Below are 22,242 nucleotides of genomic sequence, written 5' to 3'. Positions count from 1 at the left end.
GGTACCTGGCCACACCGACCGGGCGGTACGGACTTCAGTTCGGGGGTCCGGGTGGCGAGGCCCCCGGCCCGGGGCGAAGCCCCGGTTGTCACCGCCTCAAGCACGGGCGGGGACGAGCCCCAGCCGGGCGATCACCTCGCGCGTCGCCTTGGAGCGGTTGAACGTGTAGAAGTGCAGGTTCGGCACGCCCTCGGCGATCAGCTTCTCGCACAGCTCGGTGATCACGTCGATGCCCGCCGCGCGGAACGCCTTGGGGTCGTCGGCCAGCGGTTCGAGCCGGTCCAGGAGCTTCCGCGGGGCCGGGGCGCCGGACAGCTTGATCGTCGTCTGCAGCGTCCGCATGGTCGTCAGCGGCATCACGCCCGGCAGCACCGGGACGTCGCAGCCGGTCGCGGCCACCCGGTCGCGCAGCCGGAGGAAGTCCTCGGCGTCGTGGAACAGCTGCGCGATCGCGAAGTCCGCGCCCGCGCGCAGCTTGCGGACCAGGTACTTCGTGTCGGTCTCGAGGTCGGCCGAGCGGGGGTGGCCGTAGGTCGACGCCGACACGCCGACGCAGAAGTCACCCAGCTCGCGGACCAGCTGCACCAGCTCTTCGGCGTAGGTCAGGCCGTCCGGGTGCGGGATCCAGTCGCCGTAGACGTCGCCCGGCGGGTCGCCGCGCAGCGCCAGGATGTTGCGGACGCCGACCGAGGCGTACCAGCCGATCACGTTGCGCAGCTCCGCGACCGAGTGGTTGACCGCGGTCAGGTGGGCCATCGGCACCAGGGTCGTCTCGGTCGCGACGCGGGCGATGCTGCGGATCGTGCCGTCGCGGCTGGAGCCGCCGGCGCCGTAGGTGATCGACATGTACGCCGGGTCGTACGGCTCGAGCTCCCGGATCGCCTTCCAGAGGACGGCCTCGTCCGCCGTGTCCCGGGGCGGGAAGAACTCGATGGAGAACTTCGGCCCGTCGCCTCGCAACCGCTCGATCACCGACGTCATACCCGCATGTTAAAGGCCGCCGCCCGGCATGCGGGAGCCCCCGTCCGCGTCGCGAGACAGTCATTCGAGTCACTCTCCAGGACTAGACTGGGCGTGGGAGTGAGCGATGCGGGACGACGACGCGAGCTGGGACGAGGACGTGCGCCTCGCGGTTTACCACGCTTTCGCCCGCCACGGCCGGGCGCCGTCGGCGCCGGAGCTGGCCGACGCCGCGGGCGGGTCGCTGGCCGTCGCGAAGCAGGCGCTGCACCGCCTCGCCGGCGCCCACCACCTGGTGCTCGACGAGTGCGAGCACGTCGTCCTGGCCCACCCGTTCGCCGCGAAGTCGCTCGGCTTCTCCGTGATGGGCGCGCACACGCTGTGGTGGGGCGGCTGCGCGTGGGACTCGTTCGCCATCCCGCACCTGGTCGACGCCGAGCCGGAGGTGCTCGTCGCGACCCGCTGCCCCGGCTGCGGGCAGCCGCACGCCCTCGTCGTGGACCGCGCCGGACCCCCGGAGGGCACGCAGGTCGCGCACTTCCTGGTGCCCGCCGCGCGGATGTGGGACGACGTGCTGCACGCGTGCGCGCACCAGCGCCTCTTCTGCTGCGAGTCCTGTGTGGACGCCTGGCTCGCGGAAACCGGGCAGGCCCGGGGATCCGTGCTGGACCTCGGCACGCTCTGGCGGCTCGCACGCGGCTGGTATGCGGGCCGGCTGGAGCGCGGTTACCGGCGGCGCGAACCGGACGACGCCGTCGCCTACTTCGCCGAGGCGGGCCTGACCGGGCCGTTCTGGGCGCCCGCGCACGGAGTCTGATTCGCCACATCCGGGTGCCCCGGCGGCCCGCGCCCCCGCGGGTTCGGCGAGGATGGCGGGATGAACGCGCCCGTCGCCGACACCGATCTGCCCGTCCACGTCGAGCGTGCGCTGACCGGGTTCCTCGATCGGGCGGGCTCCGAAATCCTCGGCACCGAGCCGACCGTGGCCGCCGGGATCGACGCGCTGCGCGGGTTCGTGCTCGGTGGCGGCAAACGCTTGCGCCCGACGTTCGCCTGGTGGGGCTGGCGCGGCGCGGGCGGCGATCCCACCGGCCCGGACGCCGAGGGTGTCCTGCAGGCGGTGGCCAGCCTCGAGCTGATCCAGGCGTGCGCGCTGATCCACGACGACCTGATCGACTCCTCCGACTCCCGCCGCGGCAACCCGACCGTGCACATCGCGGGCGCCAAGCTGCACGCCGACCGCGGCTGGCTCGGCTCGCCCGCGACGTTCGGCCTGGCCACCGCGGTGCTCGTCGGCGACCTGGCGCTGGCCTGGGCCGACGACATGTTCGCCGATGCGCCGCTGCCGGCCGGGACGCTGGCCGCGGCCCGCCCGGCCTGGCGCGCGATGCGCACCGAGGTGCTCGCCGGGCAGTACCTCGACGTCCGCACGCAGGCCACCGGCGACGCCTCCGTCGAGGCCGCGCTCAAGATCGACCGGCTCAAGACCGCCGCCTACACCGTGCAGCGGCCGCTGCACCTGGGCGCCGCGCTCGGCGGGGCCTCCCCCGAACTGATCGCCACGCTGCTGGAGTTCGGCGGCGAGGTCGGTGTCGCGTTCCAGCTGCGTGACGACCTGCTCGGCGTGTTCGGCGACCCGTCGGTCACCGGCAAGCCCGCCGGCGACGACCTGCGTGAGGGCAAGCGCACCCTGCTCGTCGCGCTCGGCCTGCAGCTCGCGGCCGAGAAGGGCGAACAGGCCGCGGCCACGGTGATCGCCGACGCGATCGGCGACGCGGACCTGTCCGACGAGGGTGTCGAGACCGTGCGGATGGCGTTGCAGCAGGTCGGCGCGGTCGACGCGGTCGAGCACCGGATCGACGAGCTGACGACGGCGGCGATGGCCGCGCTGGACCGGGCGCGCCTGGCCGAGCCGGCGCCCGCCGCGCTGACCGGGCTGGTCGTCAAGGCCACCCAGCGGACGTACTGACGTGCGGACGATCGACCGGCCGGCCGACCACGTCGTTGTCATCGGCGCGGGCCTGGCCGGGCTTTCGGCGACGCTGCACCTGCTCGGCGCGGGGCGCCGCGTCACCCTCCTGGAGCAGGCGGGCACCCCGGGCGGCCGGGCCGGGCAGCAGAGCTTCGACGGCAACGCCGTGGACACCGGCGCCAGCGTCCTGACCATGCCGGAACTGCTGGAAGAGGCGTTCGCCGCGGTCGGCGAGCCCTTGGCCAAGAACCTGCGCCTGACCCGGCTCGACCCGGCGTACCGGGCGCGGTTCGCCGACGGCAGCTCGCTGTCCCTCCGCACGGACGGGGACGCGATGGAGGCCGAGATCCGCGCGTTCGCCGGCGCCCGCGAGGCGGCGGGCTACCGGGCGCTGCGGCGCTGGCTGACCGAGCTGTACGCGGTGCAGAAGGACCACTTCCTCGCGGCGAACTTCGACTCGCCGCTCGAGCTGGCCCGCCCCGAGCTGGCGCGGCTCGGCGCGTTGGGCGGCTTCGGCCGGCTCGGCCCCCGCGTCGCCCGCTACCTGCGCGACGAGCGGGTCCGGCGGCTGTTCACGTTCCAGGCGCTCTACGCGGGACTCGACCCGGCCCGCGCGATCGGCGCGTACGGCGTCATCGCGTACATGGACACCGTCGGCGGCGTCTACTACCCCGAAGGCGGGATGGGCGAGATCGGCCGGGCGATGACCGGGGCCGCCACGCGGGCGGGCGCGGACGTCCGGTTCGGCACCGAAGCCGCCTGGCTCGAGCGGGTGAATTCGCGTGTCCGCGCGGTCCGGACGCGCTCGGGCGAGCGGATCGCGTGCGACGCCGTCGTGCTGGCCACCGAGCTGGGCACGGCCTACCGGCTGCTCGGCGCGCGGCCCCGCCGTCCGCTGCCGCTGCGCTACTCGCCGTCCGCCGTGGTCCTGCACGGGCGGGCCTCGCAGGCGTGGGACCTCGGCCACCACACGATCTTCTTCGGCGGCGCCTGGGAGCGGACCTTCGCCGAGATCATCCGCGACGGCAAGCTGATGAGCGACCCGTCGTTGCTGGTCACCCGGCCGACGGCGACCGACCCGGGGCTGGCCGGGCGCGGCGGCGAGATCGTCTCGGTGCTCGCCCCCGCGCCGAACCTGCGCCGCGGGCCGATCGACTGGGACCGCGTCCGCGGGCCGTACCGCGAAGAGCTGCTTCGCACGCTGGAAGCCCGCGGGCTGACCGGCTTCGGCGGCGAATTCACCATCGACGAGACGATCACCCCGGCGGACTGGGCGGCGCGCGGGCTCACCGCCGGAACGCCGTTCTCGCTGGCGCACACGTTCACCCAGACGGGGCCGTTCCGCCCGGCGAACCTGGTCCGCGCGGCGGGCAACGTCGTGCTGGCCGGCAGCGGCACGACGCCCGGCGTCGGCATTCCGCCGGTGCTCATCTCCGGCCGGCTGGCGGCGGAGCGGATCACCGCCCGCTGACCGGACCGGAGGCGGGTGGTGGCACCACCCCTTTCGGCTTCCGTCTGGGCGCGCGGGACGTTCCGCAGCGGTCGTAGGCTGCGGTCATGACCGAACGACGCATCCGGATCGGCCTGCAGCTCCAGCCGCAGCACGCCGACTACGACAGCATCCGGCGCACCGCGTCGGCCGCCGAAGACCTCGGGGCCGACATCATCTTCAACTGGGACCACTTCTACCCGTTGTACGGCGACCCCGACGGCATGCACTTCGAGTGCTGGACGATGCTCGGCGCGTGGGCGGAGTCGACGTCCCGGGTGGAGATCGGCGCGCTGGTCACCTGCAACAGCTACCGCAACCCCGAGCTGCTGGCCGACATGGCCCGCACGGTCGACCACATCTCCGGCGGCCGGCTCATCCTCGGCATCGGCTCGGGCTGGTTCGAGAAGGACTACGACGAGTACGGCTACGAGTTCGGCACGGCCGGCGGCCGCCTCGACGACCTGGCGGAGTCGCTGCCGCGCATCGAGTCGCGGCTGGCGAAGCTGAACCCGGCCCCGACCCGCAAGATCCCGGTCCTGATCGGCGGCGGCGGCGAGAAGAAGACCCTGAAGCTGGTGGCCAAGCACGGCGACATCTGGCACGGCTTCGGCGACCCGGAGGTCGTCGGCCGCAAGGTGAAGATCCTCGACCAGCACTGCGCGGACGTCGGCCGCGACCCGGCGGAGATCGAGCGTTCGTGCGGCGTGCAGGGCGAGCCGGACGAGCTGGGCCCGCAGCTGCTGGAGCTGGGCGTCACGACGTTCACGGTCGGCGTGGGCGGCCCGGACTACGACCTGGGCGCCCTCGAGAAGTGGATCGCCTGGCGCGAGAAGACCCAGGGCTGAGTTCAGCTCCGCGCCCGGTGCGCGGCGACGCGTTCGCGCGTCGCGCACCGGGGCGAGCAGTACCTCCGCGGGCTCCCGCCGCCCGTGTGCGCGAACGGCCTGCCGCACGTCGGTGACGCGCACAGCCCGCCCGGCAACCCCTGGCGCTCCGCCAGCAGCGACGCCAGCCCCAGCGCCGACGACGTCACCAGCCACGGCCCCCACGGCCCGTCGTCGGCCGCGTCCGCGTGCAGGTGCCAGCCGTAGCCCTCTTCGTGGTCCGTCAGGCGCGGTGGGCCCGCGTACGCCGCGAACAACGCGTTGAGCACCGAAGCCGCCGAAGCGACGTCAGTCGCTGCGAAAACCTCGCGCAGTTCCACCGCCGCCGCGCGCAGCTCGCCGACGTCTTCCGGGGACAGGGACGCGTCCGGTTCGCCGTGGTCGCGCAGCACCCCGGCCACCGCAGCCGGGTCGGGGGCCGGAGTCAGCAGCACAGCCAGCAGGTCCACCGCGCGCTGCACGGAATCCCGGTGCGGATAAAACATACCCCATTGTAACGTCTTGTCCGTGATAAGACGTTACCTGGCCGGCGCCACGCTCGCCCGGACCGGCGACGAACTGTCCGGGCCCGCGCTCCTGCTGCTCGGGCTGACGGTGAGCCCGTACGCCGGTTCGGCGTTGCTCGCCGGGCTCACCGCGGCGGCCGCGGCCGGCGGTCCCCTGTTCGGCGCCCTGCTCGACCGCAGCGCCGCTCCGGGACGGCTGCTCGCCCTCGCCCTCGGCGGCTACGCAGCCGGAATCGGCCTGGTCGCGGCCGCCTTCGGGCACCTGCCACTCGGCGCCGTCGTCGCCGTGGCCGTCGCGGCCGGGCTGCTCAACCCGGCCATCGCCGGCGGCTGGACCGCCCAGCTGCCCGCCGTCGCCGGGCCCGCGCTGCCGACGGCCAGCCGCTTCGACGCCATGACGTTCACCGCCGCCGCCCTGGCCGGGCCGGGGCTCGCCGGGCTCCTCGGGGGTCCGGCCGGGCTCGTGGCCGCCGTCGGGATGGTCGCCGTGGCGGCCCCGGTGGCGTGGACGCTGCCGAGGCGGGAACCGAAGAAGACCCGCCTCAAGGACGGCTTCCGGGTCCTGGTCCGCAACGCGCCGCTGAGGCGGGCGACCGGTGCTTCGGCGATCTCGTGCGCGGGGATCGGCATGGTCACCGTGTGTTACCCACTGCTGGGCGCGGCGCACCTGCGCGGCCCGGCTGACGGCGCGCTGCTGCTGACCGTCCTGGCCGTGGCGTCCCTGCTCGCCAACGCCGTCCTCGCGAAGCGCCCGCTGCCGTGGGCACCCGACCGGACCGTCTGGCTGAGCGCGCTTCTGCTGGCGGCGAGCTGCCTGGTGGCCGCCGGCGGGCACGGCGTCGTGGTGGCGGCCGTGCTGGCCGGATTCGCCGAAGGCCCGCAGCTCACGGCGTTGTTCGCGATCCGCCACCGCGAAGCGCCGGAGCAGGTCCGGGCGCAGGTGTTCACGACGGCGGCGAGCGTGAAGATCACCGGGCTGGCCGCGGGCGCGGCGCTGGCCGGTCCGCTGGCCGCGTGGTCGCTCCGGGCGTGCCTGATCGTCGCGGCGGCCGTTCAGCTCGCCGCCGCGCTCAGCTGTCTGCGCAGGTCAGAACGCCATGGCCTGGGCGCGCCGCTTGACCTCGGTGCCGTGGCTGGTGCGCAGCGCGTTGATGGGCGTGCTGCCCGGCAGCGTGTCGTCGGTGGTGAACAACCACCGCAGCATCTCCGTGCGGCTGAACCCGGAGTCGGCGAGCACGGTGATCGTGCCGGTCAGGCCCTTGACGACGCCGCCGGAGACGAAGAAGTCGCTGGGCACGCACAGGTCGCCGCGGCGCCGGACCGCGATCAGCTGCCCGTCGCGCAGCATCTGCCGGACCTTGTTGGCCGAGGTCCCGAGGACGGTCGCCACCTCCGCCAACGGAAGGACCGCGATGGCGGTGTCGAGGATGTCTTCGGCGACAGGAATCCCACTCACAGGTGACACTGTGCCACATTCCGTCCCCTCACCCGCTACTGCGCACGGGTGACCCGCGAGGTCTCCTCCACGAGGCGTGTGCGATTCCGTACGATCCATACTCGTGACACGCACCCAACCCAGCCTGGTCGGCACGCTCCTGGAGCGGCGCTACCGGGTTGACCGGCTGCTCGCCCACGGCGGAATGTCTTCCGTCTATCGGGGGACGGACACCCGGCTGGACCGTCCGGTCGCGATCAAGATCATGGACCCGCGGTTCGCGGACGACCGGTCGTTCGTCGACCGGTTCGTGCGCGAGGCGCAGTCCGCGGCGCAGCTGCACCACCCGCACGTCGTGGCGGTGCACGACCAGGGCTTCGACCTGCCGCAGGGCGCGGAGTCCGGGCTGGCCTTCCTGGTGATGGAGCTGGTCGACGGCGGCACCCTGCGCGACCTGCTGGACGACCGCGGCCCGCTGGACGTCGCGCTGGCGCTGAGCGTGGCCGAGCCGGTGCTGTCGGCGCTGGCCGCCGCGCACCGCTCCGGGCTGGTGCACCGGGACGTCAAGCCGGAGAACGTGCTGATCGGGCGGGTGGGGCAGCACACCGGCGGGGCGGTGAAGGTCGCCGACTTCGGCCTGGTGCGGGCGGTGGCGAGCGCGGGCACGACCAGCTCGAGCGTCATCCTCGGCACCGTCGCCTACCTCTCCCCCGAGCAGGTCGCCACCGGCGCGGCGTCCGCGCGCGGCGACGTCTACTCGGCCGGGATCCTGCTCTACGAGATGCTGACCGGCCAGGTGCCCTACACCGGCGACACGGCGATCTCGGTGGCGTACCGGCACGTGAACGACGACGTGCCGCGCCCGAGCGAGCTGCGCCCGGACCTGCCGCCGGCGCTCGACGACCTCGTCGTGCGCGCGACGCGGCGGGACCCGCAGCTGCGCCCGGCCGACGCCGGGGAGTTCCTGACCGAGCTGACCGCGGTGCGCGCCCAGCTGGGGCTGCTGCCGGTGACCGTGCCGATCCCGGTGTCCCGCGGCCAGGGCGACCTCGCCGACACCGAGCGCACGCTGCCGCGGATCCCGCAGGTGCCGGACACGCAGAAGACCATGCCGGTGCACCGCCCGAACGCGACGCAGGCGCTGAGCCACGCCGCCGTCCCCCCGGTGCTCACCCCGCCCCCGCCCCGGCGGCGGAGCCGGCCCGAGCCGGAGAAGGAGCCGGTCGACAACCGCAAGCGGATCCTGGTGATCGCCGCCGCGGTGCTGCTGCTCGGCGGGCTGATCGGCGCGTTCACGTTCATCCTCACCGACACCGGCGGGGACAAGAGCGCGCGCGTGCCGCACCTGGTCGGGCTGAACCAGGCCGCGGCCGGCGACGCGCTGCGCGCGGTGAAGCTGAACCCGCAGTTCAGCCAGGAGTACGACAACACGGTCCCGTCGAACACGGTGCTGCGCGCCGACCCCGCGGAGGGCACGACGCTGTCGCCGAACGCGAACGTGTCGGTGGTGCTGTCGAAGGGCCGCCCGGCGGTGCCGGACGTCCGGCCGGGCACCGCGCTGCCCGACGCCGAGCAGGCGATCAAGGCGGCCCAGCTGACGCCGGTCCGCGGCACCGACGACTTCGACCCCGACGTCCCGCAGGGCGCGGTGATCCGCACGTCGCCGTCGGCGGGCAGCCAGCTGACCATCGGCGGCCAGGTCACGATCATCGTGTCGAAGGGCCCGATCCCGCTGCCGCCGGTCCCGGACGTCACCGGCCGGCCCAAGGACGAGGCGTTCCAGCTGCTGCAGCAGGCCGGGTTCGAGCCGTTCCAGGCGGGCGAAGAGTTCAAGCAGGACGTCCCGGCCGGCGCGGTCACCCGCACCGACCCGGCGGCGAACTCGCAGCCGAAGGCGAAGCGGATCGGCGTGTTCGTCAACAACGCCGTCCAGGTGCCGGACGTCCGGTTCCGCTCGTTCGACGACGCCCAGAAGCTCCTGGAGCAGGCCGGCCTGAAGGCCGACCGCGACGGCGGCCGCGGCCACGGCAACGGCGGCGGGTTCGACTTCGTCTTCCAGCAGGACCCGCAACCGGGCACGTTCGTGCAGAAGGGCAGCAAGGTCAAGCTGAAGGGCTTCGGGGGATGATCGGCAGCCGAGGCCGCGTGACGGGCACGATCGGCCCCGGCCTCATCGGCGAGGTGCTGTTGAACGTCCGGGGCGGCACGGAGGCGTTCTACGCGTACCCGGCCGACCCGGAAGAGACGTTCACGTCGGGGACGCAGGTGCTGGTGGTGGACTTCGAGCCGCCGCGGACGGTTTACGTCGAACGGTGGCAACCGCTGCGCCGCTGACGGCCGGCGGGATCGGGCTCTCCGCCCGGCCTCGCTGCCCCCGGCCACCCGAACATTCGCAGACGGCAAGCCGCTTGCGAATTCACACCGAAGGTGGCAACCCGCGGGCCACCGGCGGCGTCGAAGAGGCACCAACACACCCACAACAGAAAAGCGAGGGGGTCGGTGCCATGAGTCTCGTCGAAATCCTGCTGGTTTCGGCCGGTGGCGTCATCGGCGTGCTGATCGTCGTCTTCGGGATCCTGCGGTTGCTGTACAAAGTGGCCGAACCGAACGAAGCGTTGATCATCTCCGGGCTCGGGGTGCGCGTCGATCGCGCCGAGACCGCGGACAGCCTGGGCTTCAAGATCATCACCGGCCGCGGGGTGAACGTCATCCCCGGGTTCCAGACCGCGCGGCGGCTTTCGCTGGACACGCGCGGGGTCAACCTGCAGGTCTCCTGCGTCACCAAGCAGGGGCTGCCGGTCACCGTGCGGGCCGTCGTCATCTACAAGGTCGGGGACGACTACGCCTCCATCGCCAACGCCGCCCGCCGGTTCCTGGACCAGCAAAAAGGCATGAACGACACGATCCACGAGCTCTTCTCCGGCCACCTGCGCTCGATCGTCGGCGGGCTGACCATCGAAGAGATGATCCACAACCGGGACGCGCTCACCGGCGAGGTGCGGCAGTCCTCGGCCACCGAGATGATCAAACTGGGGCTGATCGTCGACTCGCTGCAGATCCAGGAGATCGACGACGAATCGGGCTACATCAACAACCTCGGCAAGCCGCACGCCGCCGCGATCGCCGCGTCCGCCCGGATCGCCGAGGCGCAGCGGGACCAGGAGGCCGCCGAGGTCGAGCAGGTCTCCGCCGCGAAGAAGGCCGCCGCCGTCCGGGAGAGCCAGATCCAGCAGGCCGGCTACCAGGCCGAAGTGGACCAGGCGCGGGCGAAGGCGTCGCAGTCCGGTCCGCTGGCCGAGGCGACCGCGCGCCAGGAGGTCGTCGTCCAGGAGACGCGCGCCGCCGAACTGGAGGCCGCGCTGGCCGAACAGCGGCTGCAGTCGCAGGTCCGCAAGCCGGCCGACGCGAAGGCCTACGACACCCGGACCGCGGCCGACGCCGCCCGTGACGCCTCGATCGCCAAGGCGCAGGCCGAGGCGAAGGAGACCGAGCTGCGGGCCGCGGCGGACGCGACCCGCGTCAAGACGGCCGCCGACGCCGAGGCCCAGGCCACGAAGGCCCGCGCCGAAGCGATGGCCGGCGCGACCCGGGCGACCGGTGAGGCCGAGGCCGCCGCGGCCAAGGCCCGTGGTCTCGCGGAGGCCGAATCCGCGAAGGCGCGCGGTCTCGCCGAAGCCGAGGCGGCCCGGGCGAAGGGGCTCGCCGAGGCGGACGCGATCAAGGCGCGCGCGGCGGCGCTGGCGGAGAACCAGGAAGCCGTCGTCGCGCAGCAGCTGGCCGAGCGCTGGCCGGAGATCGTCGAGGCGGGCGCGAGCGCGTTCGGCAACGTCGACCACATGGTCGTGCTCAACGGCGCCGACGGCATGTCCGACATGTTCGCCAAGGCGCTGTCGCTCGGCGGGACCGGTCTCGGCCTGGCCCGCCAGCTGATGGACGCCATGGGCAAGCCGGCCGAGAAGGAGCTCGACGAGTCCGCCCGGCGCAACGGCGAGCTGAAGCTCAGCGACTGATCGCTCACGCTGCGTGTACGGCCCCTGTGTCCCGGATCACGGGGCACCGGGGCCGTACCCCCGTTCGGGGGCGGAAATTCCCGCTCTCTTGTCCTACCGTGGGCGCATGGTGCCGGACCGTGCGTCGCGGGCCGTCCGATGAGCTTCTTCACCGGCGGTCCCCGTGAGCGTCCCCTGTTCCCCGTTCCGGAGCAGGAGCTTTACGCGTTCAACGGACGGCACTGGACCGATCCCCCGCGCGAATACATCGTCCCGGCGGTGCTGCCGTGGGCGCAGCCGCTGGGGCGCTCCGAGCGCACGGTGGTCGCGCTGCGGGCCATCGAGGTGTGGCCGCAGGCCGTGACACTGCGCGTCACGGTGTTCTCCCGGGACAGCCTGGTCGACGACCCCGCCGAGGGGCTGATCGACCACCGGCGCAAGCCCGACTACAACGGGCTGCTGATCGGCGTGCTCTTCGCCGACGGCAGCCGGGCGAGCTCCGAGACGATCTCGGTGCCGTCCGCGTCCGAACCGGACGCTCCGGTGCTGCGCGCGCAGCCGGTGGGCGGCACGCGGTTCGCCGTCGACCACGAGATCTTCCTCTGGCCGCTGCCGTCGGCCGGCCCGCTGAAGCTGGTCGTGCAGTGGACCGACCGGGACATTCCGGAAACCCGGACGACCCTGGACGGCGGCGCGATCCGGGCCGCGGCGAAGGACGCCGCGGAAATCTGGCCGGGCCTCGGCAAGCGGCAGGTGAACGGCCTGCCGGTGCGCCGCGTCGGCAAGCAGGTCGCGCTCACCCCCGATTGGGGGACGCCCGTGGACCGGGCGGAAGCACCCCGGCCGGTGCCGGAGAAAGAATCTTCTTCTTGATCTGTGAGCCCGGGCACCGCGGCCCGGGGTGTATCGAATGGCTGAACAGGGTCGCTCGTTAGCGTGGTGGAAACACTTCGACCACCCGGCCGTCATGTCGGGCTGGTGCAGTGAGGTCCTCCCCTTCCGACGCACGAGGCCGTGCGCCCCTCGCGAACCCGGAAAGGTCGCCCATGGCAGGCTCGCCGCTCAGCGCACTCGACGTCGCTTTCCTGTGCCTGGAAAGCGAAACCTCTCCGATGCACATGGGGGCGGTGGTCACCTTCGCCGCCCGCGGCCCGGTCGACCCCGCCGCGTTGACGGCGCTGCTCGCCCAGCGGGCCGCGCGGCTGCCGAAGCTGCGCCAGCGGGCGCGCGCGGAACTGTTCCCGCCCGGTTCGGCGCGCTGGACCGAAGACCCGCGGTTCGCCGCGGCCGACCACGTCGACCACGTGGAACTCAGCTCCCTCTACGACCCGGACCCCTTGACCGCATACGCCTCGCAGTGGATCGCCGAGCCGCTCGACACGTCCCGGCCGCTGTGGCACCTGACCCTGGTCACCGGGCTGCCGGACGGGAAGTTCGCGCTGCTGCTGAAACTGCACCACGCGCTGACCGACGGCGCCGGCGCGTACGCGGTCGCGGCCGGGCTGCTCGACGGCGTCAAGCTGCCGGAGCGGAGCACCGCGCCGGCCCGCCCGATCCCGGCCCCGCGTTCCCCTTTGGACACGGTGAAGGACGCGCTGGGCACGGTGTGGGACCAGGCGAACGAGACGGCCGGGATCGCGTCGTCGGTGGTGCGGGCCGCGCGCCCGCCGCTGTCGCCGGTGTCGGCCCCGGCCTCCGCCCAGCGGCGCCTCGGGTTCGTGCGGCTGCCGCTGACCGAGCTGCGCCGGGTCCGCCGCGCGCACGGCGGCACGACCAACGACGTCGTGCTGGCCGTGCTGTCCGGCGCGCTGCGCGAGTGGCTGGTCAACCGCGGCCAGCGCGCCGACGGCCGCACGTTGCGCGCGCTGATTCCGGTGAGCGTGCGCGGCCGGGCGGCCGGCCAGCTCGGCGGCAACAAGCTGTCGGGCTACCTGTGCGACCTGCCGGTCGGCGAGGACGACGCGGCCGAGCGGCTGCGGGTGGTCCGCCGGGCGATGAACCGCAACAAGGCGGCGGGCCCGAGCCGCGGCGCCGGCGCGCTGCCGCTGCTGGCCGGCCGCGTCCCGCCGCTGCTGCACCGCCTGGGCACGCGCACGGCCGGGCTGGCCGCGCCGATGCTGTTCGACCTGGTCGTCACGACGGTCCCGATCCCGCCGGCCCGCCTGTCCCTGGACGGCGCCCGGCTGGTGGAGGTGTACCCGTTCGTGCCGCTGGCCCCACGCCACGCGGTCGGCATCGCGGTCGCGACCTACCGCGATGCGGTCCACGTCGGGCTGCAGGTCAACGGCGAGGCGGTGCCGGACGTCGGTTCGCTGCGGGACGCGGTCCTGAAGTCCGCGGCCCGCCTCCTCGACGCCTCCTGACCCGTCAGCCGCGGAGCATCTCCGCGACCAGGAACGCCAGTTCCAGCGACTGCTGCGTGTTCAGCCGCGGGTCGCAGGCGGTCTCGTAGCGGCCCGACAGGTCGACGTCCGAGATCTCCTGGGCGCCGCCCAGGCACTCGGTGACGTCCTCGCCGGTCAGCTCGACGTGGATGCCGCCGGGGTAGGTGCCCAGCTTGTTGTGCACCTCGAAGAAGCCCTGGACCTCGTCGACGATCCGGTCGAAGTGGCGGGTCTTGTAGCCGGTGGACGACTCGTGGGTGTTGCCGTGCATCGGGTCGCACTGCCAGATGACCTTGTGCCCGGACGCCTCGACCTTCTCCACGATCGCCGGCAGCACCTCGCGGACCTTGCCGTTGCCCATCCGCGCGATGAGCGTCAGGCGGCCCGGCTCGTTGCGCGGGTCGAGCCGCTCGACGTACTCCAGGGCCTGCTCCGGCGTGGTCGTCGGGCCGATCTTCAACCCGATCGGGTTGGCCAGCAGCTCGGCGAAGGCGATGTGCGCGCCGTCCAGCTGGCGGGTCCGCTCGCCGATCCAGAGGAAGTGCGACGAGAGGTTGTACAGCTTCGGGTTGGCCGCGTCAGCGTTGTCCAGGCGCAGCATCGAACGCTCGTAGTCGAGCAGCAGCGCTTCGTGGCTGGCGAAGATCTCCGTCGACTGCAGGGACGTGTCGGTGACGCCGCACGCCGACATGAACCGCAGGCCACGGTCGATTTCGTTGGCCAGGGATTCGAAGCGCTGCGCCGCGGGCGACGCCGACACGAAGTCCTTGTTCCAGTCGTGCACCTGGTGCAGGTCGGCCATGCCGGCGGCGGTGAGGGCGCGGACGAGGTTCATCGCGGCGCCCGCGTTCGCGTAGGCGCGGATCATCCGGCCGGGGTCGGGCACGCGCAGCTCGGGCTTGGCGACCAGGGAGTTGATGATGTCGCCGCGGTACACCGGCAAGCCCAGCGCGTCCGTCCCGGCCGAGCGCGGCTTCGCGTACTGGCCGGCGATGCGGCCGACCTTCACCACCGGCAGGCTGGCGCCGTAGGTGAGGACGACGGCCATCTGCAGCAGCGTGCGCAGGTTGGCGCGGATGTGCGGCTCGGTGTTGGACTCGAACGTCTCCGCGCAGTCGCCGCCCTGCAGGAGGAACGCCTCGCCGCGGGCGACCATGGCCAGCCGGCCCTTCAGCCGGTCGATCTCGGCCGGGACGGTGATCGGCGGCACGCTCTCGAGCACGCCGCGGACCCGCCGGGTCGCCTCGGGGTCGGGCCACTCCGGCTGCTGCGCGGCCGGGAGGGCCAGCGCCTTGTCGAGCCGCGCCCGCAGTTCGGGCGGCAGCGGCGGCAGCTCGGGCAGTGTGTCGACGGGGACGTCCACAGTCCAGTTCACGCAGACCAGGATAAGGTTTGCCGCGTGTTGCGCTTCGCCCGGTTGGCCACCGAGGTCCTGGCCCCCTGGGTGTGGGTCCTCACGCTGCCCCTCGCCGTCGCCTGGGCCGCCACCGGCCACCGGCTCCTCCCCGCCCTGGCCTGGGGACTCCTGATCTCGGTCACCGGTTCGCTGATCCCGATGGCGGTGATCGTCCGCGGGGCCAGGCGCGGCAAGTGGGACGGCCACCACGTGACGAACCGGGCCGGACGCCGGATCCCGCTGCTGGTCGCCGGGGTGTCGCTGGGCCTCGGGTTCGCCGTGCTGCTCGCCGGCGGCGCACCCGCGCCACTGGTCGCCCTCGCGGCGTCGATGCTGGCGAGCCTGGTGGTCGCGGTGGCGGTCACGTTCGGCGCGAAGTTCAAGATCTCGCTGCACGCCGCGGTCGCCGCGTCCGCGGTCGTGGTCCTGGCCCTGACGTACGGCCCGTGGTGGCTGCTGCTGGCGGTGCCGGCCGCCTGGGTGGCGTGGTCGCGCGTCGCGCTGCGGGACCACACCACCCCGGAGGTACTGGCCGGCCTGCTGATGGGAATCGTCGTCGGCGGGGGCGGCTACTGGGTTCTGCTCACCACCTTGACCTGATCCGGGTCAGCAGGAGCCGTCCGCTGCGGGGAAGGCCCCGTCACGCAGATAGCCCAGCACCACGGCGTTGCCGCACGCGTTTTCCCGGGTGAGGACCCCGTGGCCGCCGGCGTCGACGGTCACCATCCTCGCGCGGGCGCCGAACGCCGCCCGTGTCTCGTGTGCGCCGGACAGCGGGGTCGCCGGGTCGCGCCGGTTCTGGACCAGCAGGATGTTCGCCGGGCCCCGGCCGCCGATGCGCACCGGGGGCTCGGCGCGCTCCACCGGCCAGAACGCGCACGGGTTCACGTTCGCCGCGGCGGGGCCGAACATCGGGTGCAGCCGCCGGTGCTCCTCGACCGCCCGCTGGTAGAAGCCGAGGCTTTCCGGCCAGCCGGAGTCGTTGCAGATCACCTGGAGCTGCAGCGCGGCGTGGTTGTCGCCGTCGAGCGGGCCGGCCGCGGCTCGTGCGGTGCCCGCCCAGTCGCGGGCCAGCGCGGGGAAGAAGGCGTCGTCGTAGAGCCCGTTCCAGGTGTTCGCCCGGAACTCCGGACCGCGGACCGCCGCGAGCTCGGAGAACTTCGCCGTCACCGCCGCCGGCGTCCGGCCGAGGTGGTAGACGTCGTCGCGCTGGGCCGCCCAGGCGGCGAAGTCCGGGAAGCGGTCGTCGAACCCTTCGGCGAAGCGCTGGTTGGCGCGGACGTCGAGGCCGCGCGGGCCGAGGACGCTGTCGAGCACGATCCGGTCGGTGCGGCCGGGGAACATCGACGCGTAGGCGGCGCCGAGGTAGCTGCCGTAGGAGACGCCGTAGTAGGAGATCTTCTTCTCCCCCAGTGTTTCCCGGATCCGGTCGAGGTCACGGGCGGTGTTCGCGGTCGTCATGTGCGGCAGCAGGTCCTTTGTGGACGCACGACCGCACTGCTCCGCCACGACCCGTGCTTTCGCCGCGGTGGCGGCGACGTCCCTCGGCCCGTTCGCGTACGGGCCGAGGACCGCACCACGCTGGTCCGGCGTCAGGTCGCACGTCACCGGCGTGCTGTAGCCGGTGCCGCGGGGGTCGAAGCCGATGACGTCGTAGGCGTCCGGGAGGCCGGAGCCGCCCACCCGCTGCACGAGCTGGGCGGGCATCGCGAGCCCGGGACTGCCGGGTCCGCCGGGGTTCATCAGCAGCACGCCCCGCTTCTTGCCGGGGGCGGCGGCGTGGCGGGAGACGGTGAGCTCGATGGTGCGGTCCGGGTGCGCGTAGTCGAGCGGCACGCGCAGGGTGGCGCACTGGAGGCCGGCCGTCGGGGACGGCGACAGGCCGTAGTCCGGGCAGGGGGTCGTCCACTGGAGTCGCGGGGCCGCGTCCGCCGGTGGTGCGCTCAGCAGGAACGTCAGTGCGATCAGGGTTTTGAGCATGCCCCGAGCCTCCTGCGGCCGCACCGCGCGGACGTCAGCCCAGGGGCCGGAACTCCCGCTCCGCCCCTGGGCTGACGCGGGTCACCCGGCCTGCGCGCGGTTGTAGAGGTTCTGCGCGTCGGTGCCGAAGTACGGCCCGAACATGTAGCCGGGCAGGAAGTTGTAGCCGAAGCTGTTCACCGAAGCCTGCACGCCGGCGCCGGTGCCCTCGTTGAAGGAGAGGAACCACGGGCCGCCGCTGGAGCCACCGGTCATGGTGCAGCTCATGCCGTGGTCCTTGGTCAGCAGGAAGTCGGTGAAGGTGGTGCCGCTGCAGTAGATCAGCTTGGTACCGTCGTAGGGCGCCGCGGCCGGGTAGCCGAAGGTGTACATGCTCTGGTTCTTCGGCTGGTTGAAGGCGATGCCCTGCGCCCCGACGACATCGGTGAGCCGCTGGGAGTTCAGCGGGTTGACGACGGCCATGCCGACGTCGTAGTTCATGTCTTCACTGGCTTCCCACTGCGGCGTGGTGAGGGTGGTCTTCGCGGTCCACTGCCCGTAGGGCGCGTTGCCGTTGTTGTAGCCGGGCACGAAGACCCACTGGGTGTGCCAGGTGCCCTGGTACTTCACGCAGTGCCCGGCGGTGACGACGACGCTGCCGTTGGTGCTGGTGACGGCATCCCCGGAGCACGACGCTTTCTGGCCGTTGAAGAGGAAGAACACCCGTCCGACGGTCTGGGTGACCTTCCCGCCGCCGGTCCAGGCGCCCCCGCCGTTCGGGATGCTCTGGATGATCGTGCTCTGCCCTCGGGCGACGTCTTTCGGCGTTGCGGCCGGGGCTTCGACGAGCGAGTCCATGGGGACGGCCGCCCGCATGGCATCGGGCGTCCAGAAGGGTTTCGCAGCGGCCTGGGCCGGGGCCCCGGCCAGGCCGAACGCAAGGGACAGGACGGCGGTGACCACCGCGGCCCGGAGTTTCGTGTGCTTCAAGACGCCCCACCTTCCGCAGAAGTGAATCGTCGCAAAGGCGACACAACCCCTCGAAAGTAGTTGGCCGTGTACACAGAGCACAGCCGCCGTCCGGCGTAATGGACGAGCGCGCGTCACTCCCCGGAAGTGCGGAACCCCAGGCGCGCTTCCTGCAGTTCGATGAACTGGTCGATCACCGCGGCCAAGCCGGGGCGCTCGTCCGCCGAAAGCGCCGCCAGTGCCTTTGACCAGTCGTTGTCCAGCATGACTTCGGCGAGCACCCGCGACCGCATCGGTTCGCCGGCCTTTCCCGCGATGGCCACCAACGCCGCGGTCCGCTCGTAATTGACCAGCAATGTCTTGGCCAGTTCGAAAGCGCGTTCACCATCGTGCTCGGCGAGGTGTTCGAGGAAAACCCTCGGTGCCGTCGACCGCGGGTCGACCCCGAGGTGCTTGAGCACCTGGATACCGTCGCGGTGCCCCGCCTCGCCCAATGCCTCCGCGAGACTCCCGGCGAGCCGCCAGCCGGACGGCTCGTCACGGCCCTCGTCGAGCACCACATCGATCGCCGACTCGACGTCCCCGATCGCGCAGAACTCCTTCAGCACCCCCGACAGCGCCCGCATCCGGTCGAAGCTGTCCTCGGATCCCGCCACCCAGGCGAGGGCTCGCCGCGGCAGACCGGCCGCACAGTAGAACCCGGCGACGTCCGGCAAGCGGATCGAGTCGAACCGGGTTCCTTCGAAGTGCTCGACGAGATCGTCGACCCGGGCGACGATCCGGCGGACCGCACCGGTTTCACCACCGGCCCGCAGGCGGCGCAGCAGGGGCGAAAGCACCTCCATCAGCACGGAGACGCGTTCCACCCGGAACGCGAGGGATTCCGCTAACCGGGGGTCGCCGCGTTCGGCCAGGAAGCGGGCGATGCCCGCGAAGTGCTGCCGCTTCATGCCGGCTTCGACGATGATCCTCGCGAGCCGCTCGGCGGTCTTCACATCGCCGGCCGCGACCGCGAACTCCACGAACCGCCGGAACAACGCCCCGGTTTCGTAGGAGTCACCGACGTGCCGCGCCGCCGACTCGGCGTGATGGGCGAACACGCGCGCTCCTTCGGTGTCACCGGAGGACAGCATCCCTTCGGCCAGCGCCGTGTAGGCGTCCGCCCGTATCGCCTGGTCGAACCGCCGTTCGGGCTTCGCCACGGCACCCTTCAGCAGGTTGCCCGCTCGTTCGCCCAGACCCCGCTTGCCCATCTCCGCGAGCACCTCGAACAGGGCCAGCTTGCCCTCGAACGACATCATCGTGTCGAGGAGCGATTCCGCGAGGTCGAAGTCTCCCCGCTCGGTCGCCAGGGACGTCAGCACCCGCATCAGCCGCTCACGGGAACCGATGTCGTCGATGGCGTGGACCGTCGCATACGCACGATCGAAGTCCTGCCTGGCCAGCAACTCGATCTCGGCACGAAGAACCGGCCAGCGCGCGGCGGCGTTCCCGGTCGAATCCGCCAGGCGCCTCGCCGACTCGAAATCGTCCGCCCGCAGCAGGAATTCGACGGCCTGCTCGGCCACGTCCTCGCGGTAAAGGGCGGAGAGATCTTCGGCCAGCCGCATCGCCCTCTCGATTTCTCCGCGCCGGATCAGCCATGACGCGACGAAGTGCCGGGCCCCGGCTTCCGTTTCCTCCCCCTCGATCGTCCCGACCGCGGCCAGCAGCTCGTCCGGCTCCGTTCCCGGCTCGGCGGCGGCGACCACCAGCAACGCACGTCGGCGCTGGTCGGCGTCGGCGACCGCGCTCGCGAGCGCCCGCGCCCCGGCGAGATCACCGGCGGCGACGACGGCTTGCACGAACCGGCGCCGGACGTGCGGATTCTTCGTTTCGTCGACGGTTTCGGCGATCAACCGGTCCGCGCGCTCGATCTTCCGGTGTTCGACGAGCACCTCGACGAGGGCACTCACGGCGTCGGCCCGGCGGAAGGGTTCGGAGATCGACCGGGTCAGCGCCTCCGCCCGGGCGAAGTCGCCCAGCCGGGCCCAAAGGGCCGGTAACCTCGCCGGGGTACGGGCATTTCGATCACTGAGGTCGTCGCGGTGCATCTTCAACCTGACGATGTCGAGGACGTCCGGCTTCGCCGACGCGAAGACAGCCGCATGCGCCCCCGCGACTTCCGCTTGGACAGCGGCTTCGCCGCCGGCGACCTCCGCGAGACGCCGTTGCCGGGCCAGATCGGTGACGCACCGGACCATCCGGCCGAAGTCCCCGTCCTCCTGCAGCAGCCGCGGGTAGCCCTGCAGGAGGAACTGCGGAGTCCGTGCGGGCCAGCCCTGCTCCCAATACCCTTCGGCCCACTCCGTGATCTGCCGGCGGTAGGCCCGGATGGCCGGTTCTCCCAGCCGGCGTGTCGCCTCGGCTTGCAGCCCTTCGTGGCCCAGGAGGTAGACCTCGGGAGCGGACCGGGGATGCCAATGGGCGCGACGGCGGCTGAACGCCCGGCCCTGGACGCTGTCCATGATCTTCTGGATCGGTGCCTCCTCCCCCGTCAGTTCCACGAGGTCCTGCCGGCTCAGCCCGCCGCGCGCGGCGACGAGGAGGCCCAGGACGTCCCGGCCGGGGGCAGCTGTCGGAGTGAGCAACCGGTCGAGGTCGGCTTCCATCGCGTGCCGCGCCGCCTCGGCCGCCGGGGAAGCTGCGAGTTCGCGGACGATCGCGCGGTCGTGGAGGGGGTGGTCGTCCGGCAGCACGGACGGGAGCCCCGGATTCGGCCGGCCCGTGACGATGATCCGGAGGCCGTTGACCGGGCTGCGGGGCAAGAGGGCGGCGATGCTCCTCGCGCCGCCCGCCTGCCCGGTCCCGCGGTCCTCGTCGAGTCCGTCGACGACCAGCACCAGACGTTCGCCGCGGCCGGTGCACAGCTTCGCCGCTTCCGACAGCAGACCACGGAATTCGGACGGGCCGTCCCCTTTCGGCGCATCGATCCCCAGTATCGCCGCCAGCTGGGGATTGACGACGTTGAGGAAGTCGTCGCGCGTGTCGGAGCCGGCATACCGGGCCGTGATGAAGAAAGGAACCAGCCGGACGTTCCGGGGTGGATTGAGGACGAACCACGAAATCAGGGCCGTCTTGCCGGACCAGGCTTCGGCTCTCCACCACACGTACTGCGGCGACGGATCGGGTGCGGTGCAGAACTTCGCCAGCTCGGCCAGTTCGGTCGCCCGGTTCGCGAGGCTGCTCGGCGCCACTTCACGAACCGTCTCCAGGTACCAGGATCGGGCGATGCCGGATGGCCCGTGGTAGACGTTGCCGACGATCTGGCCGGCCTGGAAGATGCTTCCGGTCATGTTCTCGTCGAACGAAACCGAATTGACCACGCTTTCCGGCTCGCTCTGCTCGGGCTGGGTCATCGGCGATCCCCCCGTCACCGTCCGCTGGCCCCTCCAGCGTCGTTGCGAGAACGACCATCGTTACTACTTTACCGCCCGGATCCGCCGAAGGCCCCCTCACCAGCTTGGGTTCTAGCGGTCCTCGCAACACCTACGGCTTGTGGGAGTTGCGAGGACCGTGGGGCGCCGGATTGCTGTTGAGCTTGAGAAGGGGTTCCTGGTACGGCTCGATGCGTCGGGGAGGGTGACCGAGGCGGCCCGGGAAGTCGGGGCCAACCGCAACACGGCCTTCGCCTGGGCCCGCGCAGCGGGCTGGGAACGGCCTGAGGGGATGCGCAGGCACCCCCCGGCGCGCTGAGTACGGGGACACTCCATGCGGGCAGTGGCGCCGGCACTGGGCCGCTCGGCCAGCACCATCTCCCGCGAGATCCGCGCGAACTCAACCCACGGCGCCTACCCGCCCTACGCCGCCCAGCGGGCCTCAGCCGCCCGGCGGCCGCGGCCGAAGACACGCAAGCTCATGGTCGCGGGCCCGCTGCGCCAGTTCGTGGCCGACGGGCTGCGCGAACTGTGGTCACCGGAACAGCCGGATCAGCGCCGGCACCGGCTCGGCGATCGCCACCCTCGTCGAGCGGACCACGCGCTGCACCATGCTGGTCCACCGGCCACCCGGCCCCTGGCAGCGAGGCAGCAACGAAAACACCAACGGCCTGCTGCGTCAGTAATTCTCCCAGGGCACCGACCTCAGCATCCACACAGCCGAAGACCTCGAACGCGTGGCGCAGCAGCTCAACAGACGACCACGCAAAACGCCCGGCTGGGATACCCCAGCCGAGCGCCTCGCTATGCTCCTGACCGAAGCCAGTCGATCACTTGTGTTGCGACGACCCCGGGAATCCGCCCAGCGGCAAGGGGGCCT

The 22,242-nt window shown here is 72.4% G+C and carries 19 protein-coding genes and 1 pseudogene; 11 read left to right on the top strand and 9 right to left on the bottom strand.

The window, feature by feature from the left end; translation table 11 throughout:
- Positions 1 to 96: 96 nt before the first annotated feature.
- Entirely contained in the window at positions 97 to 981 is an 885-nt protein-coding gene (locus C2L59_RS22625; RefSeq protein WP_103351512.1) for a methylenetetrahydrofolate reductase, read from the bottom strand.
- 106 nt (positions 982 to 1,087) lie between these two features.
- Here C2L59_RS22625 and merB point away from each other — a divergent pair, with 106 nt between their 5' ends.
- From merB to C2L59_RS22605, 4 genes are all read left to right on the top strand, one after another.
- Positions 1,088 to 1,777, top strand: a complete 690-nt coding sequence (merB, locus tag C2L59_RS22620; RefSeq protein ID WP_103351511.1) for an organomercurial lyase — start codon at positions 1,088 to 1,090, stop codon at positions 1,775 to 1,777.
- A gap of 60 nt (positions 1,778 to 1,837) precedes the next feature.
- A complete protein-coding gene (locus C2L59_RS22615; RefSeq protein ID WP_103351510.1) occupies positions 1,838 to 2,929 on the top strand; it encodes a polyprenyl synthetase family protein in 1,092 nt (363 codons plus the stop codon).
- A gap of 1 nt (position 2,930) precedes the next feature.
- A complete protein-coding gene (gene crtI, locus C2L59_RS22610) occupies positions 2,931 to 4,403 on the top strand; it encodes a phytoene desaturase family protein (protein ID WP_103351509.1) in 1,473 nt (490 codons plus the stop codon).
- 86 nt (positions 4,404 to 4,489) lie between these two features.
- Positions 4,490 to 5,269, top strand: a complete 780-nt coding sequence (locus C2L59_RS22605; RefSeq protein ID WP_103351508.1) for an LLM class F420-dependent oxidoreductase — start codon at positions 4,490 to 4,492, stop codon at positions 5,267 to 5,269.
- A 2-nt stretch (positions 5,270 to 5,271) separates the two neighbouring features.
- Here C2L59_RS22605 and C2L59_RS22600 read toward each other — a convergent pair whose 3' ends face one another.
- The 3 genes from C2L59_RS22600 to C2L59_RS47535 form a co-directional block, all read right to left on the bottom strand.
- A complete protein-coding gene (locus C2L59_RS22600) occupies positions 5,272 to 5,793 on the bottom strand; it encodes a CGNR zinc finger domain-containing protein (RefSeq protein WP_103351507.1) in 522 nt (173 codons plus the stop codon).
- Between the two features lie 240 nt (positions 5,794 to 6,033).
- The gene (locus C2L59_RS49140; protein WP_233223636.1) at positions 6,034 to 6,450 is read right to left on the bottom strand and encodes a hypothetical protein; all 417 of its coding nucleotides are present in this window, start codon (positions 6,448 to 6,450) and stop codon (positions 6,034 to 6,036) included.
- 451 nt (positions 6,451 to 6,901) lie between these two features.
- Positions 6,902 to 7,270: an Rv2175c family DNA-binding protein gene (locus tag C2L59_RS47535; protein ID WP_158263101.1), complete on the bottom strand. Its 369-nt coding sequence runs from the start codon at positions 7,268 to 7,270 to the stop codon at positions 6,902 to 6,904.
- Positions 7,271 to 7,373: 103 nt separating this feature from the next.
- Here C2L59_RS47535 and pknB point away from each other — a divergent pair, with 103 nt between their 5' ends.
- From pknB to C2L59_RS22570, 5 genes are all read left to right on the top strand, one after another.
- Positions 7,374 to 9,377: a Stk1 family PASTA domain-containing Ser/Thr kinase gene (pknB, locus tag C2L59_RS22590; RefSeq protein ID WP_103351505.1), complete on the top strand. Its 2,004-nt coding sequence runs from the start codon at positions 7,374 to 7,376 to the stop codon at positions 9,375 to 9,377.
- The gene (locus C2L59_RS22585) at positions 9,374 to 9,583 is read left to right on the top strand and encodes a hypothetical protein (RefSeq protein WP_103351504.1); all 210 of its coding nucleotides are present in this window, start codon (positions 9,374 to 9,376) and stop codon (positions 9,581 to 9,583) included. Before pknB ends, C2L59_RS22585 begins: the two co-directional genes overlap by 4 nt.
- A gap of 170 nt (positions 9,584 to 9,753) precedes the next feature.
- Positions 9,754 to 11,259 carry a flotillin family protein gene (locus C2L59_RS22580; protein ID WP_103351503.1) on the top strand — a complete coding sequence of 502 codons (1,506 nt, stop codon included), beginning with the start codon at positions 9,754 to 9,756 and terminating at the stop codon, positions 11,257 to 11,259.
- Positions 11,260 to 11,397: 138 nt separating this feature from the next.
- Positions 11,398 to 12,111, top strand: a complete 714-nt coding sequence (locus C2L59_RS22575) for a hypothetical protein (protein WP_103351502.1) — start codon at positions 11,398 to 11,400, stop codon at positions 12,109 to 12,111.
- A gap of 239 nt (positions 12,112 to 12,350) precedes the next feature.
- Positions 12,351 to 13,601 carry a wax ester/triacylglycerol synthase family O-acyltransferase gene (locus C2L59_RS22570; protein WP_233223642.1) on the top strand — a complete coding sequence of 417 codons (1,251 nt, stop codon included), beginning with the start codon at positions 12,351 to 12,353 and terminating at the stop codon, positions 13,599 to 13,601.
- 4 nt (positions 13,602 to 13,605) lie between these two features.
- Here the strand turns inward: C2L59_RS22570 and C2L59_RS22565 are convergent, their stop codons facing one another.
- Positions 13,606 to 14,997, bottom strand: a complete 1,392-nt coding sequence (locus tag C2L59_RS22565; protein WP_199199200.1) for a class II 3-deoxy-7-phosphoheptulonate synthase — start codon at positions 14,995 to 14,997, stop codon at positions 13,606 to 13,608.
- A 24-nt stretch (positions 14,998 to 15,021) separates the two neighbouring features.
- Between C2L59_RS22565 and C2L59_RS22560 the strand changes: the two genes are divergently transcribed.
- The gene (locus C2L59_RS22560; protein WP_103351499.1) at positions 15,022 to 15,618 is read left to right on the top strand and encodes a phosphatase PAP2 family protein; all 597 of its coding nucleotides are present in this window, start codon (positions 15,022 to 15,024) and stop codon (positions 15,616 to 15,618) included.
- A 6-nt stretch (positions 15,619 to 15,624) separates the two neighbouring features.
- Here the strand turns inward: C2L59_RS22560 and C2L59_RS22555 are convergent, their stop codons facing one another.
- The 4 genes from C2L59_RS22555 to C2L59_RS49880 all read right to left on the bottom strand — a co-directional run bounded on the left by C2L59_RS22555 (position 15,625) and on the right by C2L59_RS49880 (position 22,026).
- The gene (locus tag C2L59_RS22555; protein ID WP_103351498.1) at positions 15,625 to 16,998 is read right to left on the bottom strand and encodes an alpha/beta hydrolase; all 1,374 of its coding nucleotides are present in this window, start codon (positions 16,996 to 16,998) and stop codon (positions 15,625 to 15,627) included.
- A gap of 81 nt (positions 16,999 to 17,079) precedes the next feature.
- Positions 17,080 to 17,967 (bottom strand): serine protease, encoded by an 888-nt coding sequence (locus C2L59_RS22550; RefSeq protein WP_103351497.1) that lies wholly within the window; start codon positions 17,965 to 17,967, stop codon positions 17,080 to 17,082.
- A gap of 113 nt (positions 17,968 to 18,080) precedes the next feature.
- Positions 18,081 to 21,344 (bottom strand): hypothetical protein, encoded by a 3,264-nt coding sequence (locus tag C2L59_RS22545; protein ID WP_103351496.1) that lies wholly within the window; start codon positions 21,342 to 21,344, stop codon positions 18,081 to 18,083.
- Positions 21,345 to 21,897: 553 nt separating this feature from the next.
- Positions 21,898 to 22,026 carry a hypothetical protein gene (locus C2L59_RS49880; RefSeq protein ID WP_255410279.1) on the bottom strand — a complete coding sequence of 43 codons (129 nt, stop codon included), beginning with the start codon at positions 22,024 to 22,026 and terminating at the stop codon, positions 21,898 to 21,900.
- Between C2L59_RS49880 and C2L59_RS49130 the strand changes: the two are divergent.
- Positions 21,989 to 22,162: pseudogene (locus C2L59_RS49130) on the top strand (transposase); the annotation flags it as partial. The gene C2L59_RS49880 and the pseudogene C2L59_RS49130 sit on opposite strands and share 38 nt — an antisense overlap.
- Between the last annotated feature and the right edge of the window lie 80 nt (positions 22,163 to 22,242).

This window comes from Amycolatopsis sp. CA-128772 (genome assembly GCF_002904295.1).
In the GTDB taxonomy this organism is placed as follows: Bacteria; Actinomycetota; Actinomycetes; order Mycobacteriales; family Pseudonocardiaceae; genus Amycolatopsis.
Note: the sequence above shows the minus strand (reverse complement) of the source record. Positions and strands in the feature narration are given on the sequence as shown.

What these genes read in the sequence shown, in the direction of transcription:
- C2L59_RS22625 (WP_103351512.1), bottom strand. Translation starts at nt 981, where the DNA reads ATGACGTCGGTGATCGAGCGGTTGCGAGGCGACGGGCCGAAGTTCTCC.
- merB (WP_103351511.1), top strand. Translation starts at nt 1,088, where the DNA reads ATGCGGGACGACGACGCGAGCTGGGACGAGGACGTGCGCCTCGCGGTT.
- C2L59_RS22615 (WP_103351510.1), top strand. Translation starts at nt 1,838, where the DNA reads ATGAACGCGCCCGTCGCCGACACCGATCTGCCCGTCCACGTCGAGCGT.
- C2L59_RS22605 (WP_103351508.1), top strand. Translation starts at nt 4,490, where the DNA reads ATGACCGAACGACGCATCCGGATCGGCCTGCAGCTCCAGCCGCAGCAC.
- C2L59_RS22600 (WP_103351507.1), bottom strand. Translation starts at nt 5,793, where the DNA reads ATGTTTTATCCGCACCGGGATTCCGTGCAGCGCGCGGTGGACCTGCTG.
- C2L59_RS22585 (WP_103351504.1), top strand. Translation starts at nt 9,374, where the DNA reads ATGATCGGCAGCCGAGGCCGCGTGACGGGCACGATCGGCCCCGGCCTC.
- C2L59_RS22580 (WP_103351503.1), top strand. Translation starts at nt 9,754, where the DNA reads ATGAGTCTCGTCGAAATCCTGCTGGTTTCGGCCGGTGGCGTCATCGGC.
- C2L59_RS22575 (WP_103351502.1), top strand. Translation starts at nt 11,398, where the DNA reads ATGAGCTTCTTCACCGGCGGTCCCCGTGAGCGTCCCCTGTTCCCCGTT.
- C2L59_RS22570 (WP_233223642.1), top strand. Translation starts at nt 12,351, where the DNA reads ATGCACATGGGGGCGGTGGTCACCTTCGCCGCCCGCGGCCCGGTCGAC.
- C2L59_RS22555 (WP_103351498.1), bottom strand. Translation starts at nt 16,998, where the DNA reads ATGCTCAAAACCCTGATCGCACTGACGTTCCTGCTGAGCGCACCACCG.
- C2L59_RS22545 (WP_103351496.1), bottom strand. Translation starts at nt 21,344, where the DNA reads ATGACCCAGCCCGAGCAGAGCGAGCCGGAAAGCGTGGTCAATTCGGTT.